We start from the raw sequence: 20,968 nt of genomic DNA, 5'->3' as shown, positions 1-20,968 counted from the left end.
TCAATCCCCCAACCGTTCCACGATGGTGGCGATGCCCATGCCACCGCCCACACACATGGCCACCAGGCCATAGCGCTGGTTGCGTGCCGCCAGTTCATCCAGCACGGTGCCGATCAGCATCGCGCCGGTCGCCCCGAGCGGATGCCCCATGGCGATGGCGCCGCCGTTCACGTTCACCCGATCCGGATCCACATCCAATTCGCGCTGAAAACGCATCACCACCGACGCGAAGGCTTCATTCACTTCCCACAGATCGATGTCCCGCGCGCTCAGACCGGCCCGTTTCAACGCCTTGGTCGCCGCCGGCGCCGGCCCGGTCAGCATGATCGTCGGCTCGGATCCCACCACGGCCGTGCTGACCACACGACCGCGCGGTGTCCAGCCCCAACGCTTCGCCTGGGTCTCGTTGCCGACCAGGAGTAAGGCCGCGCCATCGGCCAAGCCGGAGGAATTCCCGGCATGATGCACATGCTCGACACGCTCCACTTCCGGGTACCTGGACCGGACCACATCATCGAACCCCGACGCGCCCATCGCGGCGAACGACGGCTTCAACCCCGACAGCCCCGCCATCGAACAATCGGCCCGCACGGTCTCATCGCGCGCCAGCACCGCCTCGCCATTGCTATCCACCACCGGCACGACCGACTGATCGAAACCGCCCCGGTCCCAGGCCGCGGCCGCCTTGCGATGCGACGCCACCGCGAAGGCATCCACCGCCTCGCGATCGAAGCCGGCCAGGGTCGCGATCAAATCCGCACCGACGCCCTGGGGCACAAACCCCGTACGGTCGTTCGTCTCCGGATCCAGCGCCCAGGGTCCGCCGTCGCTCAAAATCGGTACCCGCGACATCGACTCGAAGCCGCCAGCCACCACCAGGTCCTCCCAGCCCGAACGCACCTTCATCGCCGCCAGGTTCACCGCTTCCGCGCCCGAGGCGCAGAACCGGTTCAGCGTCACCCCGGCGATGTCCGTATCCCAGCCGGCGTAGAGACTCGCGATCTTGGCGATGTCCCCACCCTGATCCCCGATGGCCGAGACGCAGCCCAGCACAACGTCATCCACGGCACTCGTCTCCATCGGATTGCGTTCCACCAGGCGCTGCATCAGCCCGGCCACCAATTGAATGGGCTTTATCTCGTGCAGCGCGCCACCCGGCTTGCCCCGCCCCCGGGGCGTGCGGATGGCGTCGTATATAAGAGCGTCCGGTGTCATAAGAGATCCTCGGCGTGCTTGGTACGATCGGAGTGGATGGCTGAACGGCCACCGAAACTGAACCCAGCTTAGAAGCTCACCAAAATGGGGCAATGACCGAAACGGTCAGGGGAATTGATCAATTCGCTCAGACAGGCGTCGTCATGATGGAGGGGGCTGCCGGTAATCCCCGGGATTGATCCGGGTCCACCGTTTGAACGCCCGGTGAAAGGCACTGGCTTCCGAGAACCCCAGTTCGAGCGCGATCCGTTGCAGGGTCCAATCCGTGGTCTTCAGTAAATGCACGGCCCGCCCCCGACGCCACTGGTCCTTCAACGCCTGAAAGCGGGTCCCTTCCGAATGCAGATGCCGACGCAAGGTCGCCGGCGACACCGCCAACCGATCCGCCACATGGCTCTGGTCCAGGGTCAGCGGGTCCTGGCTGGCATTGAGGATACGCCGCACCTGCTGGGCCAGGCTGCGATCGCGGCGATACTGGGTGAGCAGAACGGACGGGGCCTGCGCCAGGAACTCGGCCATTTGTTCCGGTGTACGGTTCACGGGCAAGTCGAGATAGGCCCGGTCGAAGATCAGGGCGCACTCGGGTTGGCGGGCATACACCGGACAGCCGTACATGGCCTCGTACTCCTCCCGATAGGGCGGCCAATCGAACGACAGGTGCACCCGCTCCGGCAACAACGGCGTGTCCACCAGCCAGCTCGACCAGCGCAACCAGATGATCAGCAGCGAATCGTAGAACACCCGCCGGTCCAGATCGGACGGTTCGCGCAGTTGAATCACAACCCGGGCTTCCTGGCCTTCCTCGTGCAGCGAGACGTTGAGACAGTCCCCGACGATGTCGTAGAACTGGCCGCTGCGGATCAGCGCCTTGCGCAGGGTTCCGGCCGACGCGACAGCGTAATTGGCCATGGCGAAGGTGCCGGTCTTCATCTTCTGCCGGCAAAAACCGCCCGATTCGTCGCCCATCTCACGCCACAAGGTTCCCAGCCACTGGCCGAAGGCCTGGATGTCGCTGCGCCCCTGCTCCCTGAAAACGGCATCCGGGTCCAGGTCGAAGCGATGCAGAAACGCTTCCACATTCGCACCGCGTGTCTGGGCGGCGCGGGCATGGGCGGCGATGATGCTGTTGGGGACGGTGGACATGGCGGTTCGAAAGCAGGATGAAGCGGATATGGTACCCAACTGTGGGAGCGCAGTCCCCTGCGCGAAAGAATGAGGCGGAGGCCATGCGCGTTGCGACTGAATAACAAGGCTCCAATCGCCTTTTGTCCCGCTCTGGTGTTCGAATGGTCGCGCAGAGGACTGCGCTCCTACCGATATCCGCCGGCCCGGTAGTCCGGGAATTGCCATTCGAAGCCGGTACTCGCCAGCCGATCGGACAGCAACCGCTTGCCGCCACCGACCGGCGGCACACTGTCGATGGCCGGCAGCCCTTCCCGCTCGCGCAGATAGCTCAACACGTCGTACAAGGGCACCGGGCAACGGTCGGTGACCAGATACCGCTCGGCAAAAGGCGCGTCCAGCACAACATGCGCCAGGGCCGAGGCGGCATCCTCGATATGGATTCGATTGGTCCAGTGGTTGCGTTTGGGCGGCTTTTCCTCGAGTGACCGGGCCATACGCCGCAACCAGTCCCGACCCGGACCATAGATGCCACTCAGCCGGGCCACGGTCGACGGCACGGGCAGGGCGTCCACCTCGGCTTCCATCTCCGCCAATTGCTCCCCGGCCCAATCCGCCGGTTCGATCGGACTGTCTTCGGTCAGCTCGCGACCGTCATCGACGCCATAAACGCGGGAGGACCCGACAACGACCACCCGGCTCGGCATCCGTCGCCAGCGGTCCAGGCTCTCGCGCAGGCGATTGACCGGTTCGACATACCCCTGACGGTAGCCCTCGGCCGTGCGTTCGGGCGCGGACAGCGCCATGACAACCCAATCCGCGTCCAGATCGGGCCAGACCTGGGTGGCAAGATCCAGGCTGTGCTGCTCGAACCCCAGATCGGCGTCCGGCGACGAACGGCGCAAACCCACAACCTCGCCCCCCCGATCCAGAAACCGCCGCGCCACGCGCCGATTCAGATCACCGACGCCGGCCAACACCACTCGCCCTGCCATTCAATTACCCTCTTGTATCAGAAAAGACTTTTCGATAGCTTACACTTTATCCTCGATAATCCCAGGCCCAACCGGAACCCATCATGACACTGACCGAACTGCGCTACATCGTTGCCCTGGCCCAGGAGCGTCACTTCGGCAAGGCGGCGGATCGTTGCTTTGTGGCGCAGCCCACGCTCAGCGTCGCCATCAAGAAGCTGGAAGACCGACTCGGCGTCGCCATCTTCGAACGCGGCAAATCCGGCGTTCAGGTCACGCCCATCGGCCAGCGCATCGTCGAACAGGCGCAGCGGGTTCTGGAGGAGAGCCACAAGATCGAGGATTTGGCCCACGCCGGCAAGAACCAATTGTCCAGCCCGCTAAAACTGGGTGTCATCTATACCGTAGGCCCCTATCTGTTGCCGCACATCATTCCGCAACTGCGGCAGATGGCGCCGGACATGCCACTGGAAATCGAGGAAAACTTTACCGGGGTGTTACGGCACCGGCTGCGCGACGGTTTGCTCGACGCCATCATTATCGCTTTGCCGTTCAATGAACCGGATGTGCTGACCAAGCCGATGTTCGACGAGGACTTCGAAATCCTGCTACCCAGCGGTCACCCGCTGACCCAGGAGCAGGCCATCCCGGCCGAACGGCTGATCAAGGAACCCCTGCTATTGCTGGGCGAGGGCCACTGTTTCCGCGACAACATCTTCACCACCTGCCCGAACATCGCCTCCGCCTCGCGCGACCCCAAAGGGCGCGTGCGCACCATGGCCGACGGCAGTTCGCTGGAAACGTTGCGCCATATGGTCGCTTCCAACCTGGGGGTCACCATCCTGCCGCAATCGGCCACCGGCACCACTTTGTACAACGACAAGCAGGTCGCCGTGCGACCCTTCGCCGGCAAGGCCCCGCGCCGGACGGTCGCGCTGGCCTGGCGCGCCAGCTTCCCGCGCCCCAAAGCCATCGATTTGCTGGAGACCTGTATCCGACAGTGCAAGATCGGTAGCAACGCCGCCTGATCCGTCATGGCGCTTGAGCACCCCATCAACCAACTGAGCGGCATCGGACCCAAACTGGCCGAAAAATGCGCCGGCATCGGTCTGCTGACCGTCGGCGACCTGCTGTTTCACCTGCCGTACAAATACCAGGACCGGACCCGGCTGACGCCCATCGGGCAATTGAAGCTGGGCATGGCCGTGGTCATCGAAGGCGAGGTCATGGGCAGCCAGGTGTTGTTCGGACGGCGCCGTAGCCTGATCTGCCGCATCTCGGACCGGACCGGCCTGCTCACCATGCGCCTGTTTCACTTCACCAAGGCACAACAGAACCGTTTGCGGCAGGGCGCCCGCATCCGCTGCTACGGCGAGGTGCGTATGGGTTCGACCGGGCTGGAGATGATGCACCCCGAATACCAGGTGCGTGACGATGGCGATTTCCCACCGCTGGACGACGCCCTGACCCCGCTGTATCCGAGCACCGAAGGCCTGAACCAGGGTCGCCTGCGCTCACTGGTGGAACAGGCGATCACCGCGTTGAAGCGCCAGGGGGGCCTGCCCGAATGGCTGCCGCCCGACTGGCTCGCCGGCTGGGGGCTGCCGTCGCTGACCGACGCCCTATTGAGCCTGCACCATCCCTCACCCGGCAGCGACACCGACGCTCTCCTCGCCGGCCTGCATCCGGCCCAGCAACGCCTGGCGCTGGAGGAACTGCTGGCGCATCACCTGAGCCTGATGCAGATTCGCCAGAAAACCCAGGCGTTCGGCGCTGTGCGTTTTCCACCGAGCACGTCACTGGTCAGCGAACTGCTCAAACAACTGCCGTTCACCCTCACCGGCGCCCAGCAACGGGTCGTCGGCGAAATCCAGGACGATCTGGGCCGTTCGCTGCCGATGTTGCGCCTGGTGCAGGGCGACGTCGGGTCGGGCAAGACACTGGTCGCCATGCTGGCGGCGCTGCAGGTCATCGAAGCCGGTTACCAGGTTGCCCTGATGGCGCCCACCGAACTGCTCGCCGAGCAACACTTTCGCAACATGAGCCAGTGGGTCGAACCACTGGGCTTGACCTGCGGCCTGCTGCTCGGCAAACACGGCAAGAAACAACGCGGTGAGACCCTGGACGATCTGGCCCAGGGCCGTATCCAGATGATGATCGGCACCCACGCCCTGTTTCAGGAAAGCGTCGAATACGCGCAACTCGGGCTGGTCATCATCGACGAACAACACCGCTTCGGCGTGCACCAGCGTCTGGCGCTGAAAGAGAAGGCGCGACAGGGCCTGCCGCACCAGTTGACCATGACGGCCACCCCCATTCCACGCACCCTGGCGATGACCGCCTATGCCGATCTCGACGTCTCCATCATCGACGAGCTGCCGCCGGGGCGCACACCGGTGACCACCACCGTGATCAGTCAGGACCGGCGCGATGCCGTCGTCCGCCGCGTCGATGCCGCCTGTGGCGACGGTCGCCAGGTCTATTGGGTCTGCACCCTGATCGAGGAGTCCGAAGAGCTGCAGGCCGAGGCCGCCGAAGACACCGCCGACAACCTGCAGCGTGCCCTGCCCGGCCGGCGCATCGGTCTGCTGCACGGGCGCATGAAGGGCGCCGAGAAAACCCGCCTGATGACGGCGTTCAAGGACGGTCAGCTCGACATCCTGGTCGCCACTACGGTCATCGAAGTCGGCGTCGATGTGCCCAACGCCTCGGTCATGATCATCGAAAACCCCGAACGCCTGGGTCTGGCCCAATTGCATCAGTTGCGCGGCCGGGTTGGCCGGGGCTCGAAAGACAGTTATTGTCTACTGCTGTTCGGAACACCGCTGTCCGAACAAAGCCGCCAGCGACTGGAAGTCATGCGCAGCACCTCGGACGGGTTCGTCATCGCCGAGGAAGACTTGAAATTGCGCGGCCCGGGCGAGGTTCTGGGCACGCGCCAGACCGGTGCCATGCAATTCCGGGTGGCGGACCTGGAACGGGACCGTAACTGGCTGGATGTTGTACCGGAGCTGGCGCACCGGTTGACGGTCGAATACCCCGGCCACGTGGAACCGCTGGTCAACCGCTGGCTGTTCAATGCGGACCGATATGCACAAGTGTGACACAATCGACGGTTTGACACTGGGTTAATGACCATAGTCACTCGATCAGTCGACCCCTCGGGGTCATATTGATCTACACTCACGGATGAACGATAAAGGAAATCCACCACATGGCGAAAGCGATGGCCGAGCCCAACGATTCCGATCTGCCTTTCCTGGTCAAGCAACATCTGCGCAAACACGGCATCGATCATGAATTGGGCCCCTCCCGGTCCAACCGGGTGCGTGCTGAAGTAGCGCTGCTGAGCGACTCGTTCGGCCTGGTACAGGTCTTTTTCCGTTCCGACAGTCTGCTCGATCTGGAAAAAGTCCGCCGTCTGACAGGACGGCAGTTGCAGCCTCTGTCGGTCCCTGAAATCGAGAAAATCAAAGCCAAGTTATCGATCAAGACACTGCCGGCCTTCGACGACCTGATCGAAGCCGAAACCCTGATCGACAAACGGCTGCTCGACTCGCCCGAAGTGTTCATCTACAGCGGCAACAAAACCCGCCTGATTCACCTGCAGGACATCCGCCTGATCAAACAGCGCGAAACGACCAAGGTGAACGACCTGTGCGTCGACCTGCCGCCGTTGATTCCGGACCATGAAATGTCCCTGTTCGAGCACGACCGGGAAGAGATTCACCGGGCGGTCTCCAATTTCACGGCCCTGCGTATTCGCCAGCGCCTGGAAGAGACACTGGAAATACCGCCGCTGCCGCAAACCGCCCAGGCCATCATCCGCCTGCGCGTCGATCCGGACGCGGACATCAGCAAACTCAGTCGCATCGTCGAACGCGACCCCAGTCTGGCGGCTCAGGTTGTCAGTTGGGCCAGCTCTTCCTACTACTCGGCGCCGGGCTCGATCAAATCGGTCCAGGACGCCATCGTGCGGGTGTTGGGGTACGACCTGGTGATGAACCTGTCGCTCGGCCTGTCCCTGGGTCAGACGCTGGAACTGCCCAAAGACCATCCCGAAGGCTTCGCGCCCTACTGGACGCGGGCGGTCTACGTCGCCGCGACCTGCGGCGCCCTGCTGTCGCTGATTCCGCGTGAATTCCGCCCGGGGTTTGGCCTCGCCTACCTGACCGGCCTGTTGCACAACTTCGGTTACCTGATTTTGGCGCACGCCTTCCGGCCGCATTTCTCGGCCACCTGCCGGATGCTCGAAGCCAACCGCCACATTCAGCATCAACATGTCGAGCACTACCTGCTCGGCATCACCGGCGACCAGATCGCCGCGTCTTTAATGAAAAGCTGGAAGATGCCGGACGCGGTCTGCATCGGCATTCGCTATCAGGCCGAACCGGACTATCTGGGTGGGCACGCCGACCACGCCCATCTGGTGTACCTGGCCAACCACCTGCTGCAGGAATACAACCTGTTACCGGGCGAGCCGGTCCAATTCGACGACAGCGTATACGAGCATCTGCACATCAATCCGGACGACGTGGATGAAGTGATGCAGAGCCTGGTGGAATCGAAAGATCAGTTGTCGGGGATCATCAAGGGACTGGGAGGCTAAACGTAGGGTGGGCATGGCCCACCATCGGGATGGATGCAACCCGGTTCAATGCCACTGGCAGTCCATCAGATCGATCGCCTATTGCAATGGCCCGGCGTACTTCCATGGTGGGCTGTGCCCACCCTATTTCAACGACTCGTGCCCACCCTAAACGCGCGCCAAATCCTCCAACACCCCTGTCACCAACCGCCAAAACGGCTCGACTGTCGCGATCTCCAATCGTTCGGTCGGGCTGTGCGCGCCCTTGATGGTCGGGCCGAAGGAGACGATGTCGAGGTCCGGTTTCTTGCTCTTCAGAATGCCGCACTCCAGACCCGCGTGGATGGCCTTGAGCACCGGCACTTCGCCCAGTTGTCTGGCCGCGATGTCGCGGGTACGGGCGACGAGGGCGCTGTCGAAATCCGGATTCCAGCCGGGGTAGTCGAGAATGATGGAATACCCTATCTGAAAAATCTCGAACAAGGCTTCCAGTTTGTGTTTGAGCGGGCGCGCCTGGTTTTCATTGAAAAAGCGCATGCTGGTCTGAATACGCAGTGTATCGTCCTGCAGCATAACCACGGCCAGATTGACGCTGAGGTCCACCAGATCGGCCGGCTGTTGCAGGTTATAACTCTGGGCGCCATGCGGCAGGACACTGAGCAGGTTGAGGATCATGTGCGTGTCCGCGGCCGAAGCGACCAGCGGCTCTTCCCGCTCGATCGGCTCGAACACCCAGTTCAGCCCCTGGTCCGCCTCGGGCAGGTAACCGAGCCAGCGGTCGCGGACCTGATCGAGGTGGGCTTGCCACTGATCCATCTGCTCCGGGTCGACCAGAATCTCCACCGAGGCCTCGCGGGCGATGACGTTGTGGGCCACACCGCCGCGAAAACGGCTCAGTTGCCAATCCAGTTCATCGGCATCGACCAGTACCTCGGTCAGCAGTTTGTTCGCATTGCCCAGTTGTTCGTGAATCTGAATACCGGAATGGCCACCGCTCAATCCCTTCAGGTGCAACATATAGGGCACAAGACCGGGACGCGGACGCTTCATCATGATCTGGCGCTGGGCTTCATAACCATACCCGCCGGCGCAACCGATGTAGAGTTCGCCCCAGTCCTCGGTGTCGAGGTTCAGCATGCGCGTACCGGTCAGTAGAGAGGCATCCAAATTGGAGGCTCCGTGCAACCCGGTTTCTTCCTCGGTGGTGAACAGCAATTCCATTGGCGGGTGCGTCACGTCCGGATCGGTCATCGCCGCCAGGGCGGCCGCCACACCGACGCCGTTATCGGCTCCCAGCGTGGTGCGGTCGGCGCTCAGCCAGCCATCCTTGACCTGCAGGGACAACGGGTCGCGCTCGAAATCGTGTTCTTTGTCACCGGTCTTCACCGTCACCATATCGAGATGGTTCTGGATGATCACAGTCTCCGCCGACTCGCATCCTCCCGAGGCCGGCACATACACCACCAGATTACCCGCCTCATCGACCGCATGGCGAAAACCACGCTCTTCGGCTAACTTGATAATACGGTCACGCAAAGCACCTTCCTGACCGGAAGGACGCGGAATTCGGGTAATGGCCTGAAAATGACGCCACAGGTGTTCGGGTTGCTGTGGCAATGCCAGGTCAGATTCAAACTGTGCGTTCATGCGACTCCACCAATGACCAATACAAACGGCGGATCAGCTTACTGGGAGCGGTTACAAAAGGCTATTATTCGACTTTAAAAGGATTGCGGGGATACAGGACAAGTGGCAACCTGAGTTAACGTTGAGCGAACATGCCCGTCCGCTCTGGAGTACGAGCCATGGCAACCAAGCCACTTGAGGCACCGGACTATCGCAACCGCTTCAACCGCGGACTCTGGCTGAACGAACGCCGGCGCGACCTGCGCCACTACTTCGACAGCCGCCACATCGTCATCGGCGCCATCGACATCGAACCGTTCTGGAGCAAAGTCCCCTACGTCGGCCTGTGGCGCGTGCGCAGCCTCGGCACACCCGGCTTCGACGGCTGGTACGGCATCGCCGGCGACGTCCCATCCGACATTGTCGGCATCAACAACTTCAGCGACCGTCCGCGCGACATCCTGCGCTACTTCGCCGCCAAATGGCGCTTCGCCGCCGCCCGGCTCAAAGCCGGAGAAGACTACCCGGAATTTAGAATCGAATTCATCGAAGACCGGCCCAAAATCGGCGCTGCCATCGAAGACCGCGCCATGCGGCTGCAGCGGTGGGTCGACGAAGACAGCTTGTGGTAACTGCATTTAAGTAGGAGCGCAGGCCCCTGCGCGACAGAATTAACCCGAAGCACTGTGGAAGCGGCCGACTGAATACCCGGCCTATGGCGCACAGCTCCGCCGATGTCTGCGACTTGTCGCGCAGGGGCCTGCGCTCCTACAGGTAACGCGTCACCCGGCCAGTTTTCGGGCAAAACCGGTGAAATTCCGGGCCAAATCCGCCAACTGACCGGACAGTCCCTCATCCAACACCTCACCACCGTCGCCCAACACCTTACCGGCGCCACCCACACCCAACTGCTGGCGATATACATTCAGCCCCAGATTCCCCAACTGCAACCGCAAATGCGGCAAAGCCCGCATACCGCCACGCCCGCCGGGCGACGCCGCCAAAATCAGCGCCGGCTTATCCGCAAACACCGCCGTCCCCGACTCACCGCCCGTCTTGCGCGACATCCAATCCAACGTATTCTTCAACAGCGCCGGAAAGAACCCATTGTACTCCGGCGTCACCACCACCAACGCATCCGCAGCCCTCATCCGCTGATTCAACGCCTTGATCGACTCCGGCACCCCGTCACTGTCTTCCAGATCCCCGTCATACAACGGCGCCACCAAATCCCCGGGCACCACCCGATCCACCTCAACCCCCTCAACCTCCAGGTTCGCGGCAATCGCATCCAGCAAACGGCGGTTCAGACTGTTTTCCCGGCGGCTTCCGGGTAATAGTAGGGCTTTCATAGTACAAACTCCTTATCGAATGTTGGGGTCTTGACTGATGTGGCTAGCGACGGATGCCGGGTTTGCTCAGTCGGGGATATCTGAGGCATGGATGCCGAAGTTAAGCCCCCACGGATGGGTTCACGGCGGCCCCGAATGAGCAAACCCGGTAGCCGGCGCGGGTTTCCGGCACATTGGAGCCAAGCCACCAGACATCGCCATTGGTTACGAAGGTTATAATGCCGACCCACTTTCATTCCAGACAGTTATTTTGAGCAATGACTTGAATTAATCTGATCAATGAAAGACAAGCCCCATCACCTCATGTATACTCCGCGGCCGTTTTACCTGCCCAGGGAAGCCCACAACCGCTTCCCGGAAACGAATTACTGTGTCAGCAGGTGGTGGAGCCGGTTTGAACCGGTCGACGACGACCCCCTCGGATGAATGGTGTGACTCGAACAAGGCTCCCAGTGATACAGCCTGACCGGCCGTGAATACCTCATGGCCACCTCGAGGAAACAACCGATTATGACCGAAGAAACCGCCCGTTTTGACCAACTGGGCCTGGCGCCCGCCTTGCTCGACACCCTGAACAACCTCGGATACGAAACCCCGACCCCCATCCAGCTCCAGGCCATCCCCGCCGTACTCCAAGGCCGCAACGTCCTCGGCCTCGCCCAGACCGGCACCGGCAAAACCGCCGCCTTCGCCCTGCCGCTGCTGTCGATTATGGAAACCGGCAACCAGGGCCCGCAAACCCTGGTCCTGTGCCCCACGCGTGAGCTGGCCATCCAGGTGTCCGAAGCCTTCCAGGCCTACGCCAAGGGTCTCGACAACTTTCACGTCCTGCCCATCTACGGCGGCGCCGACATGCGCAACCAATTGCGCGGCCTGAAGCAAAACCCCCAGGTCATCGTCGGCACCCCGGGCCGCGTCATGGACCATCTGCGCCGCAACTCACTCGACCTGAGCGGCCTCAAGCACCTGGTACTGGACGAAGCCGACGAAATGCTGCGCATGGGCTTCGTCGAAGACATCGACTGGATTCTGGAACACACGCCGGCCACCAAGCAGGTCGCTCTGTTCTCCGCCACCATGCTGCCCCAGGTCAAACGCCTGACCCAGCAATACCTGAACGACCCGGTGCGCATCGAGATCAAACCGAACGAAACCACGCTCGGCCAGATCGAACAGTTCGTCTGGCACGTCGGCGGCATCAACAAGCTCGAAGCCCTGACCCGCATCCTGGAAGTGGAAGACTGGAACGCCGCCATCCTGTTCGTGCGCACCAAGGTCGAAAGCCAGTTCCTGGCGGAAAAACTGGCCGCACGCGGCCACGCCTGTACCGCCCTGAGCGGTGACGTGGCCCAAAAGCAGCGTGAAGACATCATCAACCAGTTCAAGAAAGGCAAGCTGGACCTGGTCATCGCCACCGACGTCGCCGCGCGCGGCCTGGACGTCGAGCGCATCAGCCACGTCATCAACTGGGACATCCCCGGCGACGTCCAGACCTACATTCACCGCATCGGCCGGACCGGCCGTGCCGGTCGCAGCGGCAAGGCGATCATGTTCGTCAAACCGCGCGAGCGCCGTCTGCTGCGCGACATCGAACGCGTCACCAAGCAGCAGCTCAAGCCCTACCCGCTGCCCAGCGCCGCCGAACTCAGCGAACACCGCGCCGCCGCCTTCAAGACGGAAATCGAAGAACGCATTGAAACCGCCGACCTCGGCTTTTTCCGCGCCGTTATCGATGGCTGGACCGAAAACGAAGACCTCGATTTGCGCGACATCGCCGCCGCCCTCGCCATGATGGCCCAGGAAGACAAGCCGTTGCAGGTACCGGAAGACCCGAAACCACGCCCGGCGAAAGAACGTCGCGAACGCCCCGACCGTGATGGTAAACCACGCCGTGAGCGCGGTGCTCCGCGGGATCGCGCACTGGACTACGACGCCAACAAATACCGCCTCGACGTCGGCCGCAAGGACGGCGTCCAGCCGGGCAACATCGTCGGCGCCATCGCCAACGAAGCCGGCATCGAAGGTCGCTTCATCAACAACATCAGCATCTTCGACAACTACACCCTGGTCGACCTTCCGACCGGCATGCCGAAGGAAATCTTCGAGCAGCTGCGCAAGACACGGGTAAAGGGTCGTCCGCTGAACCTGCGGGCCTGGGTCGAGGACGGTAAAGGCGAGAAGCGCCCGCCGCGCAAAAACAAGCCACCCCGCAAGTCGTAAGCTATTCGTCTTTGTAGGGCAGGAGAGCCCTAGGCGATATCTGCCATGGCGGGCACCGCCCGCCCTAGTTTTCCTAACGTGGCACCGGCTAGAGGGCTGCGCCCTCTCGGCAGATGTCGCCTCCGGCTCTTCTGCCCTACCCGCTCCCCTTCCCCGATTTTTACCCTTGGCTTCATAGCCACACCCCACCCGAATTCTCTACACTTCCGGTAATCCCATCGCAAACGGACGACCGAATGCTTCCCAAACACACCGCCCAGAGCGTGCTCGACCACGCCCTGGCCCAGGGCGCCGACTTCGCCGATCTGTTTATCGAGCGCCACCAAAGCCAGAACCTGCGCACCCTGCTCGACCAGGTCGAGAACGTCCAGAGCGGTCTCGATTTCGGCATCGGCATCCGCCTGGTGTACGGCAATAAGGTATTGTACGGCTACACCAACGACGACCGGCCGGAGGCGCTGAACGCCGTCATCGACCAGTTGGCCGCCAAGGACCGCCGCGACCCGGTCACCACGGCCACGGCCTTCGATTTTCGTGAATTCCCCAACCGTCACCCGGCCCGCATCGCCTTGAGCCAGGATCTGTCGCTGGCCGAGAAGGTCGACTTTCTGCGCCGGGCCGACCGCGCCGCACGCGCCCACAACGAGGCCATCGGCCGGACCATCGGCAATTGCCTGCAACGCGAACAGGACGTGGAAATCTTCACCACCGAAGGCCTGCACACCCGCGACAGCCGCCACTACTGCCGCATCGCCGTGACCGCTGTCGCGATGGATGGCAGCCGCCAGGCGACCGGTTCGGACAACGTCGGCGGACTGCTGGGCTGGGAACTGCACAGCCAGCAGGACCCGGACCGTCTCGGCGAGGAAGCCGCCCGGCAGGCCATGGTGAACCTGGGCGCCAAGGCCTGCCCGTCCGGTCACATGCCGGTGGTGATCGGTAACGGTTTCGGCGGCGTCATCTTCCACGAAGCCTGCGGCCACTTGCTGGAAACCACCTCGGTCGCGCGCAAGGCCTCGGTCTTTCACGACAAGCTGGGTGAAATGATCGCCAGCCCCGTGGTCAGCGCCGTCGACGACGGCACGCTCGACAACGTCTGGGGCTCGATCAACATCGACGACGAAGGCATGGAGACGCGCAAAACCCAACTGATTAAGGACGGCCAACTGACCAGTTTCCTGGTCGACCGCATGGGTGCGCAGCAAACCGGATACGAACGCACCGGGTCCGGCCGCCGCGAGAGCTATCGCTTCGCACCGGCCTCGCGCATGCGCAACACCTTCATCGAACCGGGCAACGACGACCTGGACGACATGGTCGCCTCCATGGATCGCGGCATCTATGCCGCCCGCATGGGCGGCGGTTCGGTGCAGCCCGGCACCGGCGAGTTCAACTTCGCCGTCACCGAAGGCTATTACGTCGAAAACGGCAAGGTGCAGTACCCGGTCAAGGCCGCCACCCTGATCAGCACGGGCCCGGCGGTGTTGCGGGAAATCAGCATGGTCGGACGCGACCTGGCGCTGGCTTGCGGCATGTGCGGCTCGGTCAGCGGCGCCGTACCGGTCACGGTGGGCCAACCCGCCCTGAAAGTGGACAATATCCTGGTGGGAGGCAACGCCTGATGACCGATACACGCCCATACGACACCCTGCTGGAGAAAGCCCGCGACCGGGGAGCCGAAGCCGACCTGATCATCGACCACCAGCAAAGCCTGTCACTGAAAGCCCGTGACGGGGAACTGGAAGAGCAGGCCGTCAGTGACACCCGCACCCTGGGCCTGCGGGTCATCAAGGACGAACGGGTGGGTCTGGCCTATTCGGAAGCCCGCGACGAGGCCGCACTCGATCAATTGCTGAACCAGGCCCTGGTCAACGCCGAATTCAGCAAGCCGGACCCGGAGCAGCAGATACCGGACAACGCCCAGACGCTGACCAGCGACGACGCCCTGCTGTGCCCGGAGAGCCACCTGACGCCGGAAGCGCGCATCGACCTGGCGCTTTACCTGGAACGCACGCTGGCTGGCCGCGACCGCATTCGCAATGTCCCCTACAACGGCGTCAGCGAGCGCATCGGAGAACGCCAGTTGCTCTCGACCCGGGGCCTGAACGCCCGCCACCGCAGCCGCACCAACAGCCTGTTCGCCTACGCTCTGGCGGCCGACGGCGACATCACCGCCATGGCCGGTCACGGCCAGACCGCACGCACCGGCGAGGCGTTGAACGCCGACGACCTGATCGAGCGGGTGTACGCGGACGCCATCGATCTGCTGGCCGGCAAGCCCGTGCCCAGCCGGCACTACGACGTCATCTTCGATACCGAGGCCCAGGCCGGCCTGTTGTCGGCTTTCATGTCGGCCCTGTCGGCCAAGGCCGCCAAAGACGGGGTCAACCCCTGGCGCGACCAGCTCGGCCAGGCCGTCGCCTCGGCCGACTTCAACCTGACCGACGAGCCGGACAACACCGACGGCTTCGGCTATCGGTTGTTCGACGCCGAGGGCACCGCCTGCCGGACCACACCGCTGATCGTGAACGGCGAATTGCGTACGCTGCTGCACAACAGCGCCACGGCCCGACACTTCGGCCTGGAAACCACCGGCCATGCCCAGCGCGGCCCGAAATCGTCACTGGGTGTCGGCGCGCACCAGCTGACCGTCACACCGGGCCGGGCGACCTCGGCGGACCTGACCTCGGGCGAGTACCTGCTGCTGACCGACCTGGACGGCCTGCATTCCGGCACCAACGCCCTGACCGGCGATTTCAGCCTCGGGGCCAGCGGGTACCTGTGTCGGGATGGCAAGCGAATTCAGGCGGTACGCGGCATCACAGTCGCGGCCAACTTCTTCGAATTGCTCAAACGGATTGCTGTAATCGGAGATACGGCGCAGTGGAACTGGCGCCGTTCGGTGAGGATGCCAACTCTCAGGTTCAGTGACGTGGCGATTTCAGGTTAATTAGTTGGGACGATGAGGGGAGATCCCCCTCTTTCCAGCGTCTGACGGGTAGGGTGGGTCGGTCCGATGCATCGGTCGCCCACCAGCCTGCTGAAAGCAATCACTACACACACCGCCAAGTGACACGTCGAAGCCAAGTTATCCTTCCATGGTGGGCAGTGCCCACCCTATTTGCATCATCGCGGCGATGGCTGCAGGTGCACGTCGGATATCTCATCGATGCGCAGCGGCATCACCATCTGGCCATTGTAGACGTTCTGCTGGAACCGCATCCGCTCCCCGTCGAGCGAGAGCATCATCCCTTCCAGGCGACGCCCGTCGTTCAGTGTCAACCAGACCGGCTGATTCAGGTGGGTCGACCATTCGGATCGGCCCAGTCGCTTGATCTTGGGTTTGGACGATGTTGGCTCTTCCGGTTGCGCCACCGTTTCCGGTTTCTCGTCGGAGTTTTCCGAGTCCGTCTCGGCCTCACCGGTTTGCCCGGATTCACGCCAATCCTCCATCGCAACCGCCACCCGGAAGGGACGCGGTTCTCCGTCGTTGGCGCGAATGCGCGGGTCCAGCAGCTGAAACAGCGCCTCCGGTGTCGGATTCATCATCGCCTGCATGAAGTTGATCTCCGGATAGGTCTCCAGCGTCAGACTGCCCGGTTTTTCCACAAAGTCACCATAGGCGGCGACCAGACCGTCTCCCGGCACCATCGAAAAGTTGGCCCAATTGGCCTCCCAGGCAGCCAGATGCTGCTGCCGGTAACTGGCGACGTCGAGCCCGGTTTCGCGGGCACAGAAGTTGAGTACCGCGTCCATGTAGCCGTGATCAACCAGACGCACTCTGGCGTGGTGCAGTTGCAGCCCGGCCTGGCCGCTGGGCAATTGCAGATCGGCACTGTATTCGACGCCGGCCATCCCCCGGGTGATCCACTCGCCGCTAACGGTCAGGCGATTCGGACCGGGCTGGAAGCGGTACTGCAGGGTCATGTCCGACAGCATGGACTGATAGCCCATGGCATCCCGGTCGGCGAAGGAGAAGTAGGTGCGTTCGCCGCAGCCGGCGGCGAAAAAGTCGGCCGGCTGGCTCGTCGCGCCCTGCCCGACCGGTTGCAGAAAGTTGTCGCCGAGATCCGCCTGAATGCCTTCGAAGTCGACGGTCAGGTTTTCCGGGGGTTGCCCGCCTTGCATACCCTGGCCAAGGTCGTACAGCGCCTTCAGGCTGCCCGTCCGAATGGCGACCCGTTCTATGCGCACATCGCCCGAAGTGCCATTGGGGTAGAAAACGACCCGGTTGATCAGCGCCGTGCCGGTCGGAGTGATGAAGATATTGCCGTGATTCAGGCTGCCGGCGGCGGCCATGTTGTCCGACATCTGGTCGATCCGGTCGCCGACCTTGCCGGCGATGATCTGGTGAGTCACAACGAAACCGCCGACGACGGCTACGAGCACGATGAGCAGCATCCTTTTCATATCGAATCCTCTGTAGGCGGAACACAAGGCATCGGGTGTACAACCGGCCCCCGACGGCCAGCTTACCGGCCCGGCATCAGCGGATCAAAGACATGGATCGCAAAACGAGCGGCTCGTGGTGAGAAAACAGGGATCCGGCAAGGCCGGGATGGGCGGATCAACCGCCCATAAAGTACCGGATGGCGGCACCGATCAGGACCAGCGGCACCAGAATCCGGATCCACTTGGAATACTTGGCGGCCTGCTCGTCGGACAGGGTGGTCGGGTTGGCCGAGGTGACTTTCAGCACCACGACCAGAACCAGCAACAGGACGGCGAGAATCGGGATAATAACGGGCATCAAAGCGCTCCAAAGAGTTCGTTCAGGCGGGCCCCGGGATCATCGGCACGCATAAAGGCTTCGCCCACCAGGAAGGCGTGCACGCCAGCCTGACGCATACGCTCGACATCACCCGGTTCGAGGATGCCGCTTTCGGTGATCAGGGTGCGCCCGTCGTCCACCGCGTCTTTCAGCGTCAGCGTGGTCTCAAGCGACACCTCGAAGGTGTGCAGATCGCGGTTGTTGACGCCGATCAGCGGCGTATCCAGCTTGAGCGCCTCGTCCATTTCCGGAGCGTTGTGCACTTCCACCAGTACGTCCATGCCCAGTTCACGGGCCTGGTCGTGCAGATCCAGCATCTGTTTCGGGTCGAGCGCGGCCGCGATCAGCAACACGCAATCGGCGCCAATGGCCCGGGCCTCGGTGATCTGATAGGGGTCGACCAGAAAGTCCTTGCGAATGACCGGCAGCTCGCACTCGGCGCGTACGGCCATCAGGTAATCTTCATGGCCCTGGAAAAAATCCCGGTCGGTCAGAATCGACAGGCAGGCGGCGCCGGCGCGGGCATAGCTGTGCGCGATGTCGACTGGCAGGAAAGGGTCGCGCAGCAGCCCCTTGCTGGGGCTGGCCTTCTTGATTTCGGCGATGACGCCGGCCTTGCCGGCTTCGATCTTGTCGGTCAGCGCCCGGGTGAAACCGCGCGGAGCCGGGTGCCGATCGAATTCGCGTTCCAGATCGGCCGCACCGATACGCCGGGAACGCTCGGTCACTTCCTCGGCCTTGCGGTCGAGAATCTTCCTCAAAATGGTCGGGGCTTGGGTCGCGCTCAACGATCAGTCTCCTGCCAGGGCGTCGGTGAAGGACGCCAGTTCCTTCATTTTTTCAAAGGCGAGACCGGTGGAAATGGCGTCCTGCGCCATGGCCACACCGGCCTCGAAGCTGTCGGCGGCGCCGGACACATAGATGGCGGCGCCGGAATTCAGGGCGATGATGTCGGCGGCCCGGGCCGAGATCTCATCATCGGCACCGGTCAGGGCGTGCTTGATCAGTTCGAAACTTTCCTGGGCGGAGTTGACCGCCATGCCCGACAAGCCCTGGGTGGCAATGCCCAGGTCTTCCGGCCGCACCTGGTAGGTGGTGACTTTTCCGTCTTTCAATTCAGCGACCACATTGCTGCCGCCGATGCTGAATTCGTCCAGGCCATCGCGCGAATGCACCACCATGACGTGCTCGGCACCCAGGCGCTGCATGACGTTGGCCAGCGGTTCGCACAGGTTTTCGCTGAACACCCCGATCACCTGGCGCTTGACGCCGGCCGGGTTGGTCAGCGGGCCGATGATGTTGAAGATGGTACGCATGCCGAGTTCCTTGCGCGGGCCGATGGCGTACTTCATCGCACTGTGGTGCGCCGGTGCGAACATGAAACCGACGCCGACGGATTCGATCGCGCGGGCGGTCTGTTCCGGCGTGATGTCGATGTTGATGCCGGCCGCTTCGAGCAGGTCGGCACTGCCGGAATTGGAGGACACGCCGCGGTTGCCGTGCTTGGCGACCTTGCCGCCGGCCGCCGCCACGACGAAAGCGGAGGCGGTGGAGACGTTGAACAGGTCCTGGCCGTCGCCGCCGGTACCGCAGGTATCGACCAGATGGTCGGCCACAACCGTGACCTGGGCCGCCAGCTCGCGCATCACCAGAGCCGCGCCGGTGATTTCCTCGATGGTTTCCCCCTTCATCCGCAGGCCCATCAAAAAAGCGCCGATCTGCGCATCGGTACATTCGCCGGTCATGATCTGCCGCATGACGGACTGCATTTCGTCCTGGCTGAAATGGCCGTGCTCCGAGATGCGCTTGAGCGCGTGTTTGATCTCCATGGCTGCTCCTGCGGTAGGGTGGTCGGTTATCGGGTGGACTATATCAGATTGACGGTGCCGGTTCAGGCTCCGATTGGCGGTCGAGCCGGTTCAGGTAGCGTTGCAACAGGGCATGGCCCTGCTCGGTCAGGATCGATTCCGGGTGAAACTGGACGCCTTCGATGTCCAGGTCGCGGTGACGCAGCCCCATGATCTCTTCGAGCGAACCATCCTGCCGCTGGGTCCAGGCGGTCATATCCAGGGTCTCGGGAAGGCTGTCCGGACGCACCACCAGTGAATGGTAGCGGGTCACGGTGAACGGATTGGGCAGACCGGAGAATACACCCCGATCACGGTGATGAACCCGGGAGGTTTTGCCATGCATGACCTGGCCGGCGCGCGTCACCTCGGCCCCATACACCTGTCCGATGCACTGATGCCCCAGGCAGACCCCCAGAACCGGCACCCGCCCGGCGAAATGCCGGATGGCGTCCATGGAAATACCGGCTTCGAACGGCGTGCAGGGGCCCGGCGAGATCATCACACCGGCCGGCGCCAGCGCATCGAGGTCGGCCAAGGTGACCGCGTCGCTCTGGACTACGGCGACATCGGCCCCCAGCTCACCCAGATAGTGCACCAGGTTGTAGGTAAAGGAATCGTGGTTGTCGATCATCACCACCGTCATGGGCGACCGGCTCCTTGAAGGGCATGTGCACCCAGTTTACCACGGTCGGTGGCGCGACGAATCCGGTTCCTCTTCGCTGCATCGGTCAGGACCCGTCGACTATACTGATCGCATGACTGAACAACCCCGCTTTCTCGCCGATGCCATGCTGGCCCGTCTGGCCCGATGGTTACGGGTGCTCAATTTCGACACCCGTCACGACCCGTCCATCCACGACCCCGAACTGGTACAGATGGCCGACCGGGAGGATCGATGGCTGCTTACCCGGGACCGCGCCCTGGTCAAGGAACTGCGACCCAGCAAAGCGGTGTTGATCACCCGGGATGATCCATTGCGCCAACTGACCGAAGTGGTCGAGCAGTGTGAACTGGATAAACCGGAGCGTTTGTTTCTGCGCTGTCTGGTGTGCAACACCCCGCTGCGCGAAGCCACCGACCGGGAAATTCGCGACCGACTGCCGCCCAGTGCCGAGAACTATCCCGACACCCGGCTTTATTGCCCCCATTGCCAGCGGCTTTACTGGCCGGGTTCGCACACACAGCGCATGACACGGACGCTGGCGCGGGCGCTACCGGACTGGTTCGACCGGTAATTTCCGCCAACGGTG

The 20,968-nt window shown here is 62.8% G+C and carries 18 protein-coding genes; 8 read left to right on the top strand and 10 right to left on the bottom strand.

What is annotated here, in order from left to right; genetic code table 11:
* The 3 genes from IE111_RS04205 to IE111_RS04195 form a co-directional block, all read right to left on the bottom strand.
* The gene (locus tag IE111_RS04205) at positions 1-1,215 is read right to left on the bottom strand and encodes an acetyl-CoA C-acetyltransferase (RefSeq protein ID WP_189607251.1); all 1,215 of its coding nucleotides are present in this window, start codon (positions 1,213-1,215) and stop codon (positions 1-3) included.
* A gap of 141 nt (positions 1,216-1,356) precedes the next feature.
* Positions 1,357-2,358 carry an AraC family transcriptional regulator gene (locus IE111_RS04200; RefSeq protein ID WP_189607250.1) on the bottom strand — a complete coding sequence of 334 codons (1,002 nt, stop codon included), beginning with the start codon at positions 2,356-2,358 and terminating at the stop codon, positions 1,357-1,359.
* A gap of 167 nt (positions 2,359-2,525) precedes the next feature.
* Positions 2,526-3,332 carry an NAD-dependent epimerase/dehydratase family protein gene (locus IE111_RS04195; RefSeq protein WP_189607249.1) on the bottom strand — a complete coding sequence of 269 codons (807 nt, stop codon included), beginning with the start codon at positions 3,330-3,332 and terminating at the stop codon, positions 2,526-2,528.
* An 83-nt stretch (positions 3,333-3,415) separates the two neighbouring features.
* Here IE111_RS04195 and IE111_RS04190 point away from each other — a divergent pair, with 83 nt between their 5' ends.
* From IE111_RS04190 to IE111_RS04180, 3 genes are all read left to right on the top strand, one after another.
* Entirely contained in the window at positions 3,416-4,339 is a 924-nt protein-coding gene (locus IE111_RS04190) for a hydrogen peroxide-inducible genes activator (protein WP_189607248.1), read from the top strand.
* A gap of 6 nt (positions 4,340-4,345) precedes the next feature.
* Positions 4,346-6,415: an ATP-dependent DNA helicase RecG gene (gene recG / locus IE111_RS04185; protein ID WP_189607247.1), complete on the top strand. Its 2,070-nt coding sequence runs from the start codon at positions 4,346-4,348 to the stop codon at positions 6,413-6,415.
* A 110-nt stretch (positions 6,416-6,525) separates the two neighbouring features.
* Positions 6,526-7,920 carry an aminoacyl-tRNA deacylase and HDOD domain-containing protein gene (locus tag IE111_RS04180; protein ID WP_189607246.1) on the top strand — a complete coding sequence of 465 codons (1,395 nt, stop codon included), beginning with the start codon at positions 6,526-6,528 and terminating at the stop codon, positions 7,918-7,920.
* Positions 7,921-8,067: 147 nt separating this feature from the next.
* On the opposite strand, the gene pepD is transcribed toward IE111_RS04180, so the two are convergent.
* The gene (pepD, locus tag IE111_RS04175) at positions 8,068-9,546 is read right to left on the bottom strand and encodes a beta-Ala-His dipeptidase (protein ID WP_189607245.1); all 1,479 of its coding nucleotides are present in this window, start codon (positions 9,544-9,546) and stop codon (positions 8,068-8,070) included.
* A gap of 158 nt (positions 9,547-9,704) precedes the next feature.
* Here pepD and IE111_RS04170 point away from each other — a divergent pair, with 158 nt between their 5' ends.
* The gene (locus tag IE111_RS04170; protein ID WP_189607244.1) at positions 9,705-10,157 is read left to right on the top strand and encodes a DUF4826 family protein; all 453 of its coding nucleotides are present in this window, start codon (positions 9,705-9,707) and stop codon (positions 10,155-10,157) included.
* A 150-nt stretch (positions 10,158-10,307) separates the two neighbouring features.
* Here IE111_RS04170 and IE111_RS04165 read toward each other — a convergent pair whose 3' ends face one another.
* Complete coding sequence (locus IE111_RS04165; RefSeq protein WP_189607243.1) at positions 10,308-10,877, bottom strand: NADPH-dependent FMN reductase; 570 nt, start codon at positions 10,875-10,877, stop codon at positions 10,308-10,310.
* Between the two features lie 510 nt (positions 10,878-11,387).
* On the opposite strand from IE111_RS04165, the gene IE111_RS04160 reads away from it, so the two are divergent.
* The 3 genes from IE111_RS04160 (at position 11,388) to IE111_RS04150 (ending at position 16,047) form a co-directional block, all read left to right on the top strand.
* The gene (locus IE111_RS04160) at positions 11,388-13,097 is read left to right on the top strand and encodes a DEAD/DEAH box helicase (RefSeq protein WP_189607242.1); all 1,710 of its coding nucleotides are present in this window, start codon (positions 11,388-11,390) and stop codon (positions 13,095-13,097) included.
* 236 nt (positions 13,098-13,333) lie between these two features.
* The gene (locus IE111_RS04155; RefSeq protein WP_189607241.1) at positions 13,334-14,719 is read left to right on the top strand and encodes a TldD/PmbA family protein; all 1,386 of its coding nucleotides are present in this window, start codon (positions 13,334-13,336) and stop codon (positions 14,717-14,719) included.
* A complete protein-coding gene (locus IE111_RS04150; RefSeq protein ID WP_189607240.1) occupies positions 14,719-16,047 on the top strand; it encodes a TldD/PmbA family protein in 1,329 nt (442 codons plus the stop codon). Before IE111_RS04155 ends, IE111_RS04150 begins: the two co-directional genes overlap by 1 nt.
* A gap of 176 nt (positions 16,048-16,223) precedes the next feature.
* On the opposite strand, the gene IE111_RS04145 is transcribed toward IE111_RS04150, so the two are convergent.
* The 5 genes from IE111_RS04145 to IE111_RS04125 form a co-directional block, all read right to left on the bottom strand.
* The gene (locus IE111_RS04145; RefSeq protein ID WP_189607239.1) at positions 16,224-17,507 is read right to left on the bottom strand and encodes an aq_1923 C-terminal domain; all 1,284 of its coding nucleotides are present in this window, start codon (positions 17,505-17,507) and stop codon (positions 16,224-16,226) included.
* Between the two features lie 157 nt (positions 17,508-17,664).
* Positions 17,665-17,847, bottom strand: coding sequence for a hypothetical protein (locus IE111_RS04140; RefSeq protein ID WP_189607238.1), 183 nt, complete (start codon positions 17,845-17,847; stop codon positions 17,665-17,667).
* On the bottom strand, positions 17,847-18,656 hold the full coding sequence (gene trpC, locus IE111_RS04135; protein WP_189607237.1) for an indole-3-glycerol phosphate synthase TrpC: 810 nt from the start codon (positions 18,654-18,656) through the stop codon (positions 17,847-17,849). The genes IE111_RS04140 and trpC overlap by 1 nt, the downstream gene beginning before the upstream one ends.
* A 3-nt stretch (positions 18,657-18,659) precedes the next feature.
* A complete protein-coding gene (trpD, locus tag IE111_RS04130) occupies positions 18,660-19,697 on the bottom strand; it encodes an anthranilate phosphoribosyltransferase (RefSeq protein ID WP_189607236.1) in 1,038 nt (345 codons plus the stop codon).
* A 43-nt stretch (positions 19,698-19,740) separates the two neighbouring features.
* The gene (locus IE111_RS04125; RefSeq protein WP_189607235.1) at positions 19,741-20,361 is read right to left on the bottom strand and encodes an anthranilate synthase component II; all 621 of its coding nucleotides are present in this window, start codon (positions 20,359-20,361) and stop codon (positions 19,741-19,743) included.
* Positions 20,362-20,473: 112 nt separating this feature from the next.
* Between IE111_RS04125 and IE111_RS04120 the strand changes: the two genes are divergently transcribed.
* Entirely contained in the window at positions 20,474-20,953 is a 480-nt protein-coding gene (locus IE111_RS04120) for a Mut7-C RNAse domain-containing protein (RefSeq protein ID WP_189607234.1), read from the top strand.
* Positions 20,954-20,968: the final 15 nt, after the last annotated feature.

This window comes from Saccharospirillum salsuginis (genome assembly GCF_014651855.1).
GTDB lineage: Bacteria > Pseudomonadota > Gammaproteobacteria > Pseudomonadales > Natronospirillaceae > Saccharospirillum > Saccharospirillum salsuginis.
This window is presented reverse-complemented; position numbering and strand designations above follow the sequence as displayed.